This window comes from Paenibacillus sp. FSL R10-2199 (assembly GCF_038000235.1).
Classification (GTDB): Bacteria; Bacillota; Bacilli; order Paenibacillales; family Paenibacillaceae; genus Paenibacillus_AQ; species Paenibacillus_AQ phytohabitans.
Genome location: NZ_JBBOBO010000001.1, coordinates 3,790,474 through 3,806,355 on the forward strand (window position 1 = coordinate 3,790,474; position 15,882 = coordinate 3,806,355).

Genomic DNA, 15,882 nt, shown 5'->3' on the forward strand with positions numbered 1-15,882 from the left:
TAATAGAAAGCGTTTCATATTTATAGGGGCAATCCCAGAAAAGACGGGGTGTAATGAAATGATAGCTGTTCATAAATTACGTGTGGAGTACAAAGACAATCCGCTGGGGCTGGATGTCCGTTATCCAAGAATCAGCTGGCAGCTGGATGCGGATGAGCGGGATGTCATGCAGCAGGCGTATCAGCTTCAGGCAGCAATGGATCAGGACTTCGGAAGCACGGTATGGGATTCGGGCAGAGTGGAGTCCGGACAATCCCTGCATATTGAGCTGAAGGAGCTGCAGCTGCAGCCTAAGCAGCGCTATTATTACCGGATCAGAGTATGGGATCAGCAGAACCGGCCTACAGAGTGGTCGGATACCGCCTGGTGGGAGACGGGCCTGCTCTCGCCGGAGGATTGGGAGGCAGAGTGGATTACAGCGCCGCTGGCTTGCCTGGATGTCCAGGCAGAGCAGGCTCCGCTGCTGCGGCGGAGCTTCCATGTAGACCGGCAGGTCACCCGGGCCAGAATGTATGTGACCAGTCTCGGTCTCTACGAAGTTGAGCTGAACGGTACAAGAGTCGGCGGGGATTATTTGACCCCCGGCTGGACCAGCTACAGCACCCGCCTGCAGTTCCAGACCTATGACATCACAAGGCAGCTGGCAGTGGGAGACAATGCGGTTGGCGCCTGGCTGGGGAACGGCTGGTACAAAGGAAACCTGGCCTGGGATAACAAAAAGCATGTGTTCGGCGACCGCACGGCCCTGCTGATGCAGATTCATCTCATCTATGCGGACGGGGTGGAGCAGATCATCGGAACGAATCAGGGATGGACAGTATCGCCCGGACCGCTGCTGATGTCGGAGATCTATCACGGCGAAACCTATGATGCCCGTCTGGAGCAGACCGGTTTCAGCAGGGCGGAGTACGATGACCAGTCATGGACGCCTGCGGAGATCCTTCCGTACACCAAGGATATTCTGCTGGCCCAGGAGAATGTTCCTGTGAAGGCTGTAGAGGAACTGATACCTATAGCAATCATGCGCACTCCGGCCGGGGAGACTGTGCTCGATATGGGCCAGAATATGGTCGGCTGGATGCGCTTTACGGTGGAAGGGCAGGCAGGACAGGAATTTCAGCTGCGGCATTTCGAGGTGCTGGATCAGGAAGGCAATGTGTACACAGATAACCTGCGGGCGGCGAGACAGACGGTTACGTATATTGCCAAAGGTGGAGGCCGGGAGAGCTTCCAGCCGCGTTTCACCTTCCAGGGCTTCCGGTATGTGCAGCTGACCGGCTTCCCGGAGGACCTCAATCTGCAGGATTTCGCAGGTGTTGTCCTGCATTCGGATATGGAGCCGACCGGCAGCTTTACCTGTTCAAATCCGCTGCTGAATCAGCTGCAGCATAACATTCTCTGGGGGCAAAAAGGCAATTTCGTCGATGTGCCGACAGACTGCCCGCAGCGCGATGAACGGCTCGGCTGGACCGGGGATGCGCAGATGTTCATCCGTACGTCGGCGTATCTGATGAATGTGGCCCCCTTTTTCAGCAAATGGCTCAAGGATCTGGCGGCCGATCAGCTGGATAACGGCGGTGTTCCGTTCGTAATTCCTCATGTGCTGGATGAGAATTCCCATTCTTCCGCGGCCTGGGGCGATGCGGCTGTCATCTGTCCGTGGACGATTTATCAGTGTTATGGCGACAAGCGGATTCTGGAGCAGCAGTACAGCAGCATGCAGGGCTGGGTGGAGTATATCCGCCGGCAGGGGACGGATGAATTCCTGTGGAATACCGGTTTCCATTTCGGAGACTGGCTGGGCCTGGATGCCAAGCCGGACAGCTACATCGGCGCTACGGACAGGGACTATATCGCGACTGCCTTCTGTGCCTATTCTGTAGAGCTTATGGGTAAGACTGCGGCAGTGCTGGGCAGAACAGAAGATGAGCAGTACTATTCACAGCTGCATGCGCGGATCAAACAAGCTTTTAACCGGGAATTCATCACGCCTGCCGGACGGATAAGTGTAGCTACACAGACAGCCTGTGTGCTGGCGCTGATGTTCGGTCTGGTGGAGGGTAAGGCGGAAGAACGCACGGTTGCCAAGCTTATAGAGCTGCTGGAAGAGAACAAATATCATCTCACCACAGGTTTCGTCGGCACGCCTTATCTGAATCTGGTGTTGGCTGGAGCGGGGCATTATGATGCTGCCTACAAGCTGCTGCTGCAGACCGATTACCCTTCCTGGCTGTATCAGGTTACCCGGGGGGCGACGACCATCTGGGAGCATTGGGACGGGATTAAGGAGGACGGCAGCTTCTGGAGCAAGGATATGAACTCGTTCAATCATTATGCATATGGGGCGATTGGCGATTTTCTGTACCGCTGTGTTGCCGGCATCGAGCAGGTGGAAGAGTATCCGGGTTATAAGCAGTTTCTGATTCAGCCGCATCCGGGAGGCGGACTGACTTCGGCTGCCGCCGGGCTGGAATCTATGTACGGGAAGATCCGCTCCGAGTGGACGCTTGATTCCGGCAAAATAGAGCTGGTGACCGTAGTTCCCCCGAATACCTCGGCTACTGTACTGCTCCCGGACGCTTTGCTGGCGGGTGTGCTGGAGAACGGGCAGGAGCTTCAGGCGGTCCGCGGTATTCATTCTGCCGAGCAGCTGGAGCAGTCGGTGAAGATTACGCTCGGCTCCGGTGAATATAGATTCGGATATGCCTTACGAAAGTAAGCGGTATAACAGAGTTCCTGTGGAATGAAGGGGCTCTGCTTTTTGTTGATTAGGAAATTATGAAATTCGTCTGTTGTGGATAAATTTCATTGGAATTTGGTTGGATCATTCAATTTCTGGTGTGTGGTTTGATTTGCCCTTATGAGGAATTTGTTCTTATGCAGCTATATAGATTGAACTTCGGGAATAACCTACTCCACAGAACTCTGCATTTGCAAGTCTATTGGAGAGTAACTAGCGTGATGTGCATAGCATTTAATTGTATTTTCTGCAGTTAAAAGACGGCGAGATTCCGGATTTTCCGGGTTAATTGTATTCTGTACAACTAAAAAAGCGGTGAGATCCCCTTTTACGAAATATGTGGATTTTTAAGTGTAGAAAGTGCAATTAAAATCCTCACAGCGCAATAATCGCCCGCTTTAGTTGCACAAAATACACTTATAGCTTAGACGGCGTGAATCCTGGCACAGCCAGCTGTTCAAGCGGGGAGCCCGGGACTAATCCGAAAGATTACCAGTTCAAGTTATCAAGCTATATAGTGATATTGCGCTATACAACCAGGGAATGATCCTCCAGGAAGCGGATGAATTCCCGCATGCATTTACTGATGTAACGCTCCTTGTTCCAGATCAGCACAACGTTCCACGGAATGGACGGATTCCGCAGCGGCAGAATGCGCACATTCTGGTTAGATACCTTCTCACAGAGCGGCTCAGGCAGGAAGGCGATGCCCAGATTGGCCGACACTAGCTCGACCAGCAGATCCCATTGAGCACTTTCATAAGCGATATTGGCTTCAAACCCTGCGCTGATGCAGGCTTCGATAATATGCTGCCGCATGGCGAACCCCTTGGCGAAAAGGATCAGCGGCTCTTCCCGGAGATCGGTCAGCGAAGCCTCTTCAAGTGCCGCCAGCGGATGTGACTTATGGACAACAATTGCCAGATTCTCACGGACAAAAGGCTTGATTCCGAAGCTGCCCTCCCGGACGGGAAGCAGGACGGCGCCCAGATCAATGCTGCCCTCCAGCACCATATTCTCAACATTCTTCGAGCCCTGTTCAATGAGCTCGAAGGAGATGTTGGGATATTTTTTTTGGAATGGAGTCACGACTTTGGGGACAAAAACGGAGCTGATCACCGGAGGAAGGCCAATCTTGATCGTACCGGTCTTAAGGTTGCTGATGTCGTCCAGCGTCATATGCAGATTGTCCACTGCGGCAATAATCAGCCTGATCTGCTCCATCGCCGCTGTTCCGGCATCGGTCAGCCTGACATATTTGCCTGAGCGGTCAAACAGGATGACGCCAAGCTCGTCCTCCAGGCTCTTAACCATCTTGCTGAGGGTGGGCTGGGTCAGGTGAAGCTTCTCCGCCGCCTTGGTGATGTTGTGCAAATTGGCCACTTCCAGCACGTATTTCAGGTTCCGCACATCCAAAAGTAAGCGCCTCCAATCTATGATATATTTTCATGGTTTGCATGCGATGTCTGAATTTTACCCCTAAAAAAGCGCGTTGTACACTGTATACATAAAGACATCCGCATCACATTTGTCAATGGGCTGCAGCAAAAAAACAGGAGGGGTTCGGTGTGGGGAAAGTAACGACGCTTGAAGAAATAGGCGAACTTGTGCATGACGGTATGACCATTATGGTTGGCGGGTTCATGGGAACCGGAGCACCTGGTGCACTGGTAGGCATTCTGATGGACCGGGATATCAAAGACATTACGCTGATCTCCAGCGACACGGCTCTGGTCGACACAGGAGTAGGCCCGCTGGTCTTGGGCAGGCGGCTGAAGAAGGTGATCGCTTCGCATATCGGCACCAACCCGGAGACGGGCAGACAGATGCTCGCCGGGGAGCTGGCGGTGGAGCTGGTGCCGCAGGGTACGCTTGCCGAGCGGGTGCGGGCAGGCGGTGCAGGGCTCGGCGGCATTCTGACGCCGACAGGAACAGGGACGATGGTCGCAGACAACAAGCAGACGCTGACCATTGAGGGCAGGGAATTTCTGGTGGAGCTGCCGCTGCGGGCTGATGTTGCCCTGCTGAAAGCACACAAAGCGGATAAGTCGGGGAATCTGGTGTACCGCAATTCGGCGCGCAATTTCAATCCGCTGATGGCGCTGGCCGCCGATCTGGTCATTGTTCAAGTGGATGAAATTGTGGAAACCGGGGAGCTTGACCCCAATATTGTGGTTACGCCGGGTGTCCTGGTCGATAAAATCATCTGCTATAAGGAGAGTGAATAACATGGATACGAAAGAGCTGATCGCACGCAGAGCGGCAGTTGAACTGCATGACGGGGACGTAGTCAATCTGGGCATCGGGCTGCCGACGCTGATCCCGGATTATCTGCCGGCAGGCATCAACATTATTCTGCAATCCGAGAACGGCTATATCGGACTTGGACCGGTGCAGGATACGATCATTCCCGATCTGGTCAATGCAGGAGGCAAACCGGCTAACATTCTGCCCGGGGGTTCCTTTTTCGACAGTGCCACTTCCTTTGCGCTCATCCGCGGCGGACATGTGGATGTTACCATTCTTGGCGGGCTGGAGGTAGACGCGCACGGCAATCTGGCCAACTGGATGGTTCCCGGCAAAATGGTGCCCGGCATGGGCGGCGCCATGGATCTGGTCACAGGTGCAAAGAAAGTTATTGTCGCTATGGAGCATACCTCCAAGAACGGTGCTTCCAAAATCGTAAGCGACTGCACCTTGCCCCTAACCGCGCGCGGCGCAGTATCGATGATTATCACGGAGCTGGCGGTATTCCGTTTCACCCCGCAGGGGCTGGTGCTGGAAGAGCTGGCTCCGGGCGTTGAATTGGAAACGGTTACAAATAGAACGGGTGCAGCGTTTACGGTTTCTGCGGATCTGTCTCCCATGCGGAATATCCCTTCGAATGAGGTGTTGTTATGAATACAGCCCAAGAAATTGTCATTGTCAGTGCGGTGCGGACGGCACTCGGCACCTTTGGCGGAAGTCTTGCCGGAATTGCCGCTGTAGATCTGGGGGCGCTGGTCATCAAGGAGGCGCTGCAGCGGGCGGGTGTTGCTCCGGAGCAGGTCGATGAAGTCATTATGGGCAATGTGCTTCAGGGCGGGCTGGGCCAGAATCCGGCGCGTCAGGCGGCAATGAAAGCGGGCATTCCAGTAGAGGCCTCAAGCCTGACTATCAATAAGGTCTGCGGTTCGGGCATGAAGGCGGTTCACCTGGCTGCGCAGAGTATTATGGCGGGAGACAGTGAGATTATTGTAGCCGGCGGGATGGAAAATATGTCGAAAGCGCCTTATGTGCTGGATCAGGCCCGTTACGGCTACCGCATGGGCAACGGCACACTGATCGATACGATGGTAAGTGACGGCCTGACCTGCGCGTTCAACCAATACCACATGGGGATCACGGCTGAGAATGTCTCCGAACAATTCGGGATCAGCCGCGAAATGCAGGATGCCCTGGCGGCGTCCAGCCAGGAGAAGGCCGTGCGCGCCATTGAAGCAGGCCATTTCAAGGAAGAAATCGTGCCTGTAGTCATTCCGCAGCGAAAAGGCGATGCCATCATCTTCGATACCGATGAGTTTCCGCGGAAAGGAACAACGGCCGAGAAGCTGGCAGGCCTGCGCCCGGCCTTTAAGCAGGACGGCAGTGTTACCGCCGGGAACGCCTCGGGCATTAACGACGGTGCTGCGGCGCTGGTCATTATGTCGGCGGAGAAAGCAGAGGTGCTGGGGCTGAAGCCGCTTGCGCGCATTCTGTCTTACGCGTCCGGCGGTGTGGATCCTTCCATCATGGGGATGGGGCCGGTACCGGCAACGAAGAAGGCGCTGCAGCGGGGCGGCCTGACGATCAGCGATATCGATCTTATCGAGGCTAACGAGGCGTTTGCCGCACAGATGCTGGCGGTAGGCCAGGCCCTGGACTTCCCGGAGGAGAAGGTCAATGTGAATGGCGGGGCCATCGCCCTGGGCCATCCCATCGGTGCGAGCGGCGCTAGAATTCTCGTAACACTGGTACATGCACTGAAGCAGCGCGGTGCACGCACCGGTCTTGCCACACTATGCATCGGCGGCGGGCATGGCGTCACGACAATTATCGAGCGGATATAGAGCAAAGATTCGCGAAGATAGAGCAAGGATAGAGCGGATATAAGCTGCAGACATCCGAGAAGGCGGCATCCTTGCCAGGATGATCAGAAGGTTTGTGAAATATAGAACAATATTATTGCAGGCAAAGCTCCTATCACTGGAGCTTTGCTTTTTTTGAAATATTACGCCAGAATTTATATGCTTCTCATGATAACTTATCCTTCTATTTCTCGCTGAAACGCACCGTCCTTTAAAGGACGGTGCGTTTCCACTTGATAGCAAACTGTCAGGCCAGCTGCCCCTCCCCAGGTTCATATATCCTGAAGCGGACTGAGATTCCGTTATCTTATTCATTTGAACCCAAAAGAAGGCATTCCAGGTCAATTAAGCGATTCCGATTAACCGGCAATTTCGCCGAATTTACTCAAATAACGGATTCTCAGTCCTCTTCGGTGAAGGACTAATGCTCACAAGACTACTTTCATTTCTCGAAAAAAATACAAAACGCTTTACGGCCGGCCGGGCACACGTAACATCAAGACGCATCCGGGGTGCCGGGCCTCCAGAGTAATGATGAAGAACTACCCGATACGATGTTATTGCACTGAAACCTCAAACTTCGTGCCGGCATCCCCTGCGAACACAATCGATCCTCCCGCAGGCAGCGTGATCTGATCCTTGCCTCCGATGACACTGAAATAGATGCATGTTCCCTTGGCATCATAAACGGCGAAGGAGGCTTTCGAGGGCATACTCACCTTGATGTTCTTGCCCCCGTCTTTGTCGCTTATCGTATACCACCTGGCGTATCCGCTCGGCGGAATCGTTACGGTTGACTTCTTAGCGAAATTAGTAGGCTTCAAGGCGTCCTCGTTCACTAAGATGAATCCGGCAAGATTCAAGTACTCAACGCCATCTTGTGTAAAGAACGTAAGACCGGAGAGATCCCGCCCGCTGTTTCCCGGAATTTGCAATTCGGAGACGGCTGAATCCGGACCGGTTATTCGCTTATCGAGCACGTACCCCGGCAATTGCTCCGACACATTCAATTCGGTGGGAGGCAATACGAGATAACCGAGCGACGTATACTTCGCATTCAGCAGATAATACTTCTTGCCGTCGCGCTTCATCCATGCTTCCCTGGTTTCTGCCGGAAGCTCTTGGGGCTGGAGCTTCTCGGAAGTGTACTCTGACGATGCGGTCTGCCCAAGACCCGGCACCGAAACGTATTGACGAATCCATAAGTAAGTGCGGCCGTTCTCCTCTTTCACGAAGCTGACCATCGCATCTCCATCCGAACTATGAAACATGCCGTCCCTTGAATAGTTGAAGATCTGTTTCGGATTATTGGAGGGCTGTTCCGAAGTAATGGACAAGACGCCGCCTGCGGATATTTTGATATTCATCATTGTACCAGTCGCGCCATAGATTCCCGAATACTGCAGCATGGACTCCGGGATGTCAGCTTGTATCGGCGCACCGTATGACTTCTCAGGCTTAAATTCAGTAATTGTACCTTTTTCCTTCAATGCCTGCAGCAGAATTTCGTTCGCCATGAGCTGATTGTACATGCCGCTCCCTCCGGAAGAGACAACAGCTGCCGCTATGTCCTGTCCGGGAAGCACAACGAGCGACGCTTTATAGAGAGTGATTTCCCCGCCTTTGGTCAGCGCCTTTATTCCGTATTCACTGAAGGGATACAGATCGACACTGTCCCAGCCGAGACCGTATCCGAAGGAGTTGTCCGCATCGTCAGGCCAGAGTGGCGTCTTATACTCGTCTTGTGCCATGAGCGCAGCCGATTTGCCGGCCAATACTTCTTCCGCTTCTCCCGTGAAAAGTTGCGAGAACCGGGCCAAATCTTCCGCTGTGGAATAAATGCCGCCCATTCCGATCGCGTTGACCGTCTGGCCCGGAAGTTGTCCGGGATATGCAGGATAATAGAGTCCCGCCATCTTTGCCCTGTCCGGTGAATCGAGCGGCGTCAGCGTATTCATCATACCCAGGGGTTCCGTAATATACCGGTGGACATAAGAGGTGAAGTCCATGCCGCTGACCCGCTCGACCAGAATCTCGGCCAGTGTAAATCCGTCATTGCAGTACACCGAATAAGCGCCGGGGTCCGCCTTCAAGGTCTGACCGGACAGTTGCTTCAGCAGTGTGTCGTGGGCATAAGTATCGTTGTCTTCGAATAAATCAGCGTTCACGTTCGACGATCCGTTCAGCCCGGAGGAATGATTCAGCAGCATGCGCGGCGTAATCTGCTTGTAGCGTTCATCCGTCATCGTAAACTCCGTGATATACCGGATGACCGGCGTGTCGAGACCGATTATCCCTTGTTCGGCCAGCTGCATAACGGCAACCGTGGTAAACATCTTACTTATCGAGGCGATCCCGTACATCGTGTCTTTCGTGAGCGGGTTCAGGCCCTGCTCATCATTCTTGCCGGATTGGCCGGATACGGTGATGCTGCCATGATCGATAAGGGCGTATTGCACGCTGTTCGTGGCATATGTAGTTGTGAGAAGTTCTGCTTTCTCCTGTGCGGCTTGCCGGGTAATTTCGTAAGTGGATACAGCTTGCTGTGGAGGCGAGTCCGCTTCCGCCGTTGACACGGCTTGCGGAGCAGCACTTGACAGGGTTACCTCAGCCGTATTCAGTGCTTCTGCTACGTTCTGCATTTCAGCCACTGGTGTGTTGTCATTGCAGGCGGTTAGTAGGAGAAGCAGACACAAGAATAGTACAGCTGCGGTTCTCCACCGATTTCTTATCATTTGAACTCCCCCTCTCCAGGATTTCTTTATTTATTGAAGATATTTATTGAAGATAGGATAGCAAATTATAAATTCGATCACGAGAACGGCTAGGATGGCGGAGATTATGGTCTTGCTGCGCGAATTGGCCCAATTGATCGTCCAGCCGAAACCACGGGTGTTCGGAACGATCAACGCCGGATCTTCAGGATTCACGTAGAGGCGGCCAAGCCACTTCCAGTGCTTTTCCTCCAGCGACGGAACGTCCCTCAGCTGATCAATACCCTTGATTCGCATATACAGGATGACGCCGAACAGTGCGACTAAGAGTGCTGTACAGAGCCACATGCCGGAGAGGAAGAGCAGATTTCCCTTCCAGCCGTACAATGTTATGGCTTGCGCCACCCCGTAGAATACAACCATTAAGAGCGAGGCGCCCCAAGCCAGAAGCGAATGGATTCTCTTGTGCTTCAACTGTTTCTGCAGCGAACCTTCCCGGTCCTGGGGGTCCAGCGATGTTCTGGCACGGCTGATCAGCAGGTTGTAGCAGACGAACACGGTAATATTCAGTGCTTGCACGAAGTTTAAAGAGAACACCGTCAAACCGGTTTTGTAAAAGCTACAATTTCCGAGATGCAGCACTTGCGGAATTCTATCCCACCTGGCAATAGCAAAGGAGATGCATAGCGCGTTAACGCCGGCATTTGCCGAGTACCACCAAGAGCTAAGCACCGGGCTATGCATCCGGCCGGCCGTAAGGCTGGCTGTGCGCTTCTTCTGCACTACAGCCTTCCAGCCTCTGGCTGCCTTCAAGTGTTGCGCGGATATCCGGCTTAGCCGGGCTGCGAAGGATGAAGCAATCATTAAAAGCAAGATGGATGACGTCAAAATCAGGAGACCCCGCGCCGGTTGTTGGCGTAGCCAGAACAAGCAGGCACCCCCGATGACAACCGCAAAACCGCAGGTCAGCAAAGCGTAATTCCGGCGGATGGCACGAACGGACGGATCCTTCAGGGCCTCCTCCGGCAGCACAATGCCGAATAGAACGGTCTGCAAGCCGATGTAGACCTGTAAGCAGAGCATCAGAGCAATCATCGAATAGCTGCTGGATATAATAATCATCTGTTCTTGTGTCACCGTTATTCCCCTCCACGGTTCGTAATTATATCCCGGTATACCGATTTGCTCTCCTGCGCGAATACCTCTTCCGCCATGCCACGTACCGCAGCCGCTGCCGCAAGAGAGCGCAGCTGCCGCCGGAGCTTTGCCTCGAACGCCTCCGTCACACCGGGCATCCCGTCCGGCTGAACAATAACGCCCGTCTTCCGGTGCACTTGAAGCAAGCCTTCCTGCTTAAGCAAATTGTAGGCTTTGTTGACGGTATGGAGATTGATCCCGAGGTCCTCAGCCAATCTCCGGATCGACGGAAGCGGATCACCCGGCTTCAGCTCGCCTGACGCGATCCCTTCGGTCAATTGATCGGCCAGCTGCGTGTACAGCGGGGTGTCCGATTGCAGATCGAGCTCTATGAACACGAATATCCCTCCTTATGGTTATTTCTGTATTCAAAATACATTTTGTTTGTTATATTACATATATAACATATATGTTGAAAGTGGTGCAAGATTCAGCAGAAAATTGTTCCACTACCGTGTGATTAATGCTGATGCATATGGATATATAAGGTAATAGAATTATCTCTTAAAGGGGGTGTTTATCTTCTTTAAAGCCAAAAGGAGAAGAAAAAAATTTGATGAATTAAAAAGAGAGTTGAGATTCTACCAACCGATATTCGAATACGTCTCGTATGACGTTCACTGGGTAATGCTAAACAGGCGCCTGTTAAGGATCCTGGTAAGAAGAATCGAAACTATGTATGAAATAGAGCAGCAAGCTCTGGAAGCAGCAATTGACTTAGACAACAATACGATTAAATACATTGAACTGCTGACCCTTTTTTTTGAGAACAGAATCACTGTATTACGTGACTATTTTGATCAGTATTACATGTCCATTAATCCATTAATACAAGAATCTCCTGATTTTTTTTACGGTCATTTTGATTACATTACAAAGATTTTAATAATGATCAAAGCTGAAATTAAAAGAAAGCAAATCTCCATGCTTCAGCTTCGATATTTGAATAATTATGTATTTTTCTTTTATATGGAAATAGTCCAAGGTATAAACAGATTTGAACAAGTCTCTAAGGAGCTTGAGCAGCTATAACACAAAACAGCAAAACAGCGGTCCCCCAGTTAACGGGAGGACCGCTGCTTAACTTTGTATGAGGACTGAATAATCTGGCTTACTGCGCAGTATACCCGCCATCAATCAGCAGGGTAGAGCCGGTGACGCCCCCGAGGCGCTCGCTGGCGATCAGCATGGCGTAGTCGGCGATTTCTTCAACGGCCAGCAGGCGTTTCTGCGGGACGAGCGGATAAATAACTTCCTCCAGTACGCTTTCCAGCGGCACATTCCGGGTTCGGGCCAGATCCTCCATTTGTCCGCGCACCAGCGGGGTATCCACATAGCCCGGGCAGAGGGCATTCACGGTAATGCCGTGGGCAGCGCCTTCCAGAGCGGCGACCTTGGTCAGCCCGATCAGGCCGTGTTTGGCGCTGTTGTAAGCGGCTTTGCCGGCAAAACCGATGACTCCGTTAATGGAGGCCATGTTAATGATGCGGCCGTAGCCTTGCTCCTTCATAATCGGGAAGGCATGCTTGATGCCGATAAAAGCGCCGGTCAGCATCACCTTCAGCATGAACTCGAATTTCTCCACGGGGAAATCCTCAATCGGCGACACATGCTGCAACCCTGCGTTATTCACCAGAATATCCAGTCTTCCGTAGACTTCTTTGGCTTTGGCAATCGCCGCGCTGTATTCCGCTTCCTGGGTAACATCGCATCTGAGGCCATAGGCTTCATAGCCCTGGGCTTGCAATTCTTCGGCGGCGTTGACGGCCAACTCCTCACGTACATCGGAAATGACTACCTTGGCGCCTTCATGGGCAAACTTGCGGGCAATCTCCAGACCGATGCCGCTGGCAGCGCCGGTGACGAATGCAGCTCTATTTTCCAAAAATCTGCTCATTTCTGCATAACCTCCATGGGGATGAATTAGAAGATGGATAGAACGATGGCAAGAGTGAATACGGCAATTGTCTTCAGGCAGGTGATGGCAAAGATATCTTTATAGGATTGCTTATGCGTAAGTCCGGTAATTGCCAGCAAAGTGATGACGGCACCGTTGTGTGGAAGCGTATCCATACCGCCGGATGCCATGGAAGCGATGCGGTGCAGCATTTCCGGGCTGATCCCCAGCGTCTGGGCCATGGACAGGTAGGATTTGCCCATGACCTCCAGGGCGATGGACAAACCGCCTGAAGCGGAGCCGGTGACTCCGGCGAGAATGTTGACGGACAACGCTTCGGAAATTAGCGGATGATCGCTGATATTCATGATCCATTCCTGGATGGATTTGAAGCCTGGGAGTGTTTTGACAACGTTGCCGAAGCCTACTTCGGAGGCTGTATTGAAAATGGCCAGCAGGGAGCCCATAGCTGCGGCGGTCAGGCCAGCGGCCATTTTGCCTTTGACCTGGCGGATATTGATACATCCGGCAGCGATAACCCCGATGCAGAGGGCAATAATCAAGGCCCAGCTTGAGGATACAGTTTTGACATTAGCGATATTGAACGTTTCCAGCAGCTCGCTGCTGTACCAGTTGGTCACCGACATGGACGTCCGGCTGAGCAGGAAGTTGAATACGAGCACGAGCAGAAGCGGCAGAACAGATATCCAGATGTTTGGATATTTGGCGTTCTCCAGCACCTCCGGTTCGTTCTTATGGCCGGTGCCATAGCCTTCCCCGTTAGCAGCTGCCTGCTTGCGGCGGCGTTCCAGCCACCACAGGCCGCCGATGAAGACGATCAGCGCGCCGGCAATACCGACGAGCGGAGCAGCATAGGCATCTGTACCGAAGTAAGTGGTCGGGATGATGTTCTGAATCTGCGGCGTACCCGGCAGGGCATCCATCGTGTAGGTGAACGCTCCAAGTGCGATGGTGCCGGGAATGAGCCGTTTCGGGATATCGGCTTCACGGAAGATCGCTACAGCGAACGGGTAGACAGCGAAGGCTACGACAAACAGCGATACGCCGCCATAAGTCAGCACGGAGCAGGCGAGTACAACGGCAAGCATAGCTCTCTTTGAGCCGAGCGCTTTGACAATCGTCTGGGCGATGGACGAGGCAGCGCCGCTAAGCTCCATCATTTTACCGAAGATAGCGCCTAGCAGGAAGATCGGGAAGAAGTTCTTTACGTAGTTTGCCGCATTCAGCATGTATACTTCGGTGTAGCTCGGCATCAGGGCCACCCCTGAGATAACTACCGCAAGCAGGGTGAATATAGGTGCAAAAACAATAACCGGAAACCCCCGGTAAGCGAAGAACATCAGCAGGCCAAGCGCCAGAACGATGGCTAAAACCTGAATAACCATGAGAACCCCCCTAATTAAATGTGTAACCTACTTTTTGCTTAAACGGAACCATAGCTCTGTTCCAGAAACATCGAATAGGCTTTCGTCCCTTCCAACCTTGTGCGCGCAGGTCATTTGTTATGATGGTAACGCTTACATTCAAAGTGTACAACAGCATTCTGCAGGCGTAAAATTCAAGCGGTGCATGCAATCCATGAAAAAATTTTATGGATAAGCGGGGACTATACCGCCATTTTCGCTTTATTCAGGAAATCATTTCTGCACTTGCATTTTTGCTGTATAAAATATATTATAGATAAATAAAGTCTTTGATTAGAAACAAAGTCCATACTTAAGGTGGAACAAGACATGAAATACTCAAAAGCAACGAACTACGCGCTGCACACGATGCTGTTCCTGGTGGCGTACGCTCCGGATAAGCCGGTAGGAGTGCAGCAGCTTGCCGAACGGCAGAATGTATCCCCTACGTATTTATCCAAAATCCTGACTAAGCTGGTGAAGGCGGGGCTGGTGGAATCCGCATCCGGCGCGAACGGCGGGTACCGGCTGAGACGCAGGAAGGAAGAGATCTCGTTCCTGGATATTATCCATGCGATCGAAGGCACGGCTTCGCTGTTTGACTGTACGCTTAATCATTCCAGCGAGTGTCTCATCCAGCAGGAGATGGTGAAGGCAGAAGGGCAGATGGAGGAGTATTTGCGCAATAAAATGATGTCCGAGCTTGCCGGAAAATTAACGGAGAGCCATTGAGCTCCGTTATTTTTTCGAGAATTTCATAGATATTCAAAGTCTGTTAAGTCTGCGAAATACGAGAGGATGGATTAGAGATGAACAACGGATTATTTGAGGCAACAGTATGGGAGACGGCCTGGAAGGAAGATCCCAAGGCAATGGCCAACAAGTTCAAAGCGATGGGGATGGACCCGCATCACAGCTTTGATCATAAGGCGAAGGTGTTCAATGAAGAGGTATTCAGCAGTGCGGGAAGAGACAGAAGTGAGCGGATTATCAGCTGGATGGAGGGCCAGGGAGTAGATTTCAATGGGCTCACTGTCCTGGATGTGGGCGCGGCTTCGGGCGGCTTCACCGTACCTTTTATCGAGAGAGGGGCTAAGGTAACGGCAGTAGAGCCTAACATTCCGCTGTCTGAACTGTTTCTGCACAACACCGCAGGCTACGCCCCCGGTCAAGTGGAGCTGGTACGCGAAGCCTTTGAGGATATCGATATTGCGGCAAAAGGCTGGCTGAACGCCTTCGATCTTGTGTTTGTGTCCATGTGTCCGGCGGTATTTGACTGGGAGAGTGCGGAGAAGGTCATTAGCTGTGCCCGGCAATACTGCTATATCAGTACATCGGCGGGGGTTCAGGAGCATAGCCTCATGAATGAAGTGCTGCCTCTGCTGACGGGCCGGGCGGTGCATGCGGAATCTTCGGATATGGCCTACCTGATGCAGCTGCTGTATTTGAAGGGATATTCCTACGAATCGATTGTGACCCGCGAGACGAAAAGCAAGGAGCTATCCGTTGAAGCGGCGCTTGCTGAAGTAATAGAGATGCTGCCTATGCATCATTTGGACGGGAAAGAGGCTACCCTGAAGGTCGTTACGGATTATTTGCATACTGCTTATCCTGATCAAAAGGTAGTGATCCGCCAAGGCGGACGGTTCGGCAAGGTGCTGATCAAGCTGCAGGATCTCAACATGTACAGCAGAGCAGCTGCAGCCAAGCAGTAAATCACAACAGCATATATACATGACATTGTCTTTCCATAGAAAGATGCTATCATAGAGAGTAGATCCCCACGCGGGATCTATTTTATTAT

General features: G+C 52.4%; 13 protein-coding genes. 7 read left to right on the forward strand and 6 right to left on the reverse strand.

The window, feature by feature from the left end:
* The first annotated feature begins 58 nt into the window (after positions 1-58).
* On the forward strand, positions 59-2,719 hold the full coding sequence (locus NYE33_RS16150; RefSeq protein ID WP_341066649.1) for a glycoside hydrolase family 78 protein: 2,661 nt from the start codon (positions 59-61) through the stop codon (positions 2,717-2,719).
* A 549-nt stretch (positions 2,720-3,268) separates the two neighbouring features.
* Here NYE33_RS16150 and NYE33_RS16155 read toward each other — a convergent pair.
* On the reverse strand, positions 3,269-4,150 hold the full coding sequence (locus NYE33_RS16155; RefSeq protein WP_341068689.1) for a LysR family transcriptional regulator: 882 nt from the start codon (positions 4,148-4,150) through the stop codon (positions 3,269-3,271).
* Positions 4,151-4,308: 158 nt separating this feature from the next.
* Between NYE33_RS16155 and atoD the strand changes: the two genes are divergently transcribed.
* From atoD to NYE33_RS16170, 3 genes are read left to right on the forward strand one after another with little or no spacing between them, the layout of a single operon-like run.
* Positions 4,309-4,968: an acetate CoA-transferase subunit alpha gene (gene atoD, locus NYE33_RS16160; protein WP_341066652.1), complete on the forward strand. Its 660-nt coding sequence runs from the start codon at positions 4,309-4,311 to the stop codon at positions 4,966-4,968.
* Position 4,969: 1 nt separating this feature from the next.
* Positions 4,970-5,641 carry a 3-oxoacid CoA-transferase subunit B gene (locus NYE33_RS16165; RefSeq protein WP_042138826.1) on the forward strand — a complete coding sequence of 224 codons (672 nt, stop codon included), beginning with the start codon at positions 4,970-4,972 and terminating at the stop codon, positions 5,639-5,641.
* A complete protein-coding gene (locus NYE33_RS16170) occupies positions 5,638-6,828 on the forward strand; it encodes an acetyl-CoA C-acetyltransferase (protein ID WP_340944025.1) in 1,191 nt (396 codons plus the stop codon). The genes NYE33_RS16165 and NYE33_RS16170 overlap by 4 nt, the downstream gene beginning before the upstream one ends.
* Positions 6,829-7,403: 575 nt before the next feature.
* Here the strand turns inward: NYE33_RS16170 and NYE33_RS16175 are convergent.
* The 3 genes from NYE33_RS16175 to NYE33_RS16185 are packed head-to-tail and all read right to left on the reverse strand — an operon-like array spanning position 7,404 to position 11,095.
* Entirely contained in the window at positions 7,404-9,581 is a 2,178-nt protein-coding gene (locus NYE33_RS16175; protein WP_341066655.1) for a serine hydrolase domain-containing protein, read from the reverse strand.
* 30 nt (positions 9,582-9,611) lie between these two features.
* Positions 9,612-10,697 carry a DUF5808 domain-containing protein gene (locus NYE33_RS16180; protein WP_341066656.1) on the reverse strand — a complete coding sequence of 362 codons (1,086 nt, stop codon included), beginning with the start codon at positions 10,695-10,697 and terminating at the stop codon, positions 9,612-9,614.
* 2 nt (positions 10,698-10,699) lie between these two features.
* Complete coding sequence (locus NYE33_RS16185; RefSeq protein ID WP_042138822.1) at positions 10,700-11,095, reverse strand: GntR family transcriptional regulator; 396 nt, start codon at positions 11,093-11,095, stop codon at positions 10,700-10,702.
* A 337-nt stretch (positions 11,096-11,432) separates the two neighbouring features.
* On the opposite strand from NYE33_RS16185, the gene NYE33_RS16190 reads away from it, so the two are divergent.
* Positions 11,433-11,789 carry a hypothetical protein gene (locus NYE33_RS16190; protein WP_341066659.1) on the forward strand — a complete coding sequence of 119 codons (357 nt, stop codon included), beginning with the start codon at positions 11,433-11,435 and terminating at the stop codon, positions 11,787-11,789.
* 79 nt (positions 11,790-11,868) lie between these two features.
* Here the strand turns inward: NYE33_RS16190 and NYE33_RS16195 are convergent, their stop codons facing one another.
* A complete protein-coding gene (locus NYE33_RS16195) occupies positions 11,869-12,654 on the reverse strand; it encodes a 3-hydroxybutyrate dehydrogenase (protein ID WP_341066661.1) in 786 nt (261 codons plus the stop codon).
* A 26-nt stretch (positions 12,655-12,680) separates the two neighbouring features.
* Positions 12,681-14,060, reverse strand: a complete 1,380-nt coding sequence (locus tag NYE33_RS16200) for a GntP family permease (protein ID WP_039295304.1) — start codon at positions 14,058-14,060, stop codon at positions 12,681-12,683.
* Positions 14,061-14,408: 348 nt separating this feature from the next.
* Between NYE33_RS16200 and NYE33_RS16205 the strand changes: the two genes are divergently transcribed.
* Together NYE33_RS16205 and NYE33_RS16210 are read left to right on the forward strand one after the other, a co-directional pair.
* Positions 14,409-14,810, forward strand: a complete 402-nt coding sequence (locus NYE33_RS16205) for an RrF2 family transcriptional regulator (protein WP_039295309.1) — start codon at positions 14,409-14,411, stop codon at positions 14,808-14,810.
* A 77-nt stretch (positions 14,811-14,887) separates the two neighbouring features.
* Complete coding sequence (locus tag NYE33_RS16210; RefSeq protein ID WP_340944047.1) at positions 14,888-15,793, forward strand: SAM-dependent methyltransferase; 906 nt, start codon at positions 14,888-14,890, stop codon at positions 15,791-15,793.
* Positions 15,794-15,882: the final 89 nt, after the last annotated feature.

Excerpts from the sequence above, each read along its gene's own strand:
- NYE33_RS16165 (WP_042138826.1), top strand. The coding sequence starts at position 4,970 with ATGGATACGAAAGAGCTGATCGCACGCAGAGCGGCAGTTGAACTGCAT.
- NYE33_RS16150 (WP_341066649.1), top strand. The coding sequence starts at position 59 with ATGATAGCTGTTCATAAATTACGTGTGGAGTACAAAGACAATCCGCTG.
- NYE33_RS16210 (WP_340944047.1), top strand. The coding sequence starts at position 14,888 with ATGAACAACGGATTATTTGAGGCAACAGTATGGGAGACGGCCTGGAAG.
- NYE33_RS16190 (WP_341066659.1), top strand. The coding sequence starts at position 11,433 with ATGTATGAAATAGAGCAGCAAGCTCTGGAAGCAGCAATTGACTTAGAC.
- NYE33_RS16170 (WP_340944025.1), top strand. The coding sequence starts at position 5,638 with ATGAATACAGCCCAAGAAATTGTCATTGTCAGTGCGGTGCGGACGGCA.
- NYE33_RS16205 (WP_039295309.1), top strand. The coding sequence starts at position 14,409 with ATGAAATACTCAAAAGCAACGAACTACGCGCTGCACACGATGCTGTTC.
- NYE33_RS16200 (WP_039295304.1), bottom strand. The coding sequence starts at position 14,060 with ATGGTTATTCAGGTTTTAGCCATCGTTCTGGCGCTTGGCCTGCTGATG.
- NYE33_RS16195 (WP_341066661.1), bottom strand. The coding sequence starts at position 12,654 with ATGAGCAGATTTTTGGAAAATAGAGCTGCATTCGTCACCGGCGCTGCC.
- NYE33_RS16175 (WP_341066655.1), bottom strand. The coding sequence starts at position 9,581 with ATGATAAGAAATCGGTGGAGAACCGCAGCTGTACTATTCTTGTGTCTG.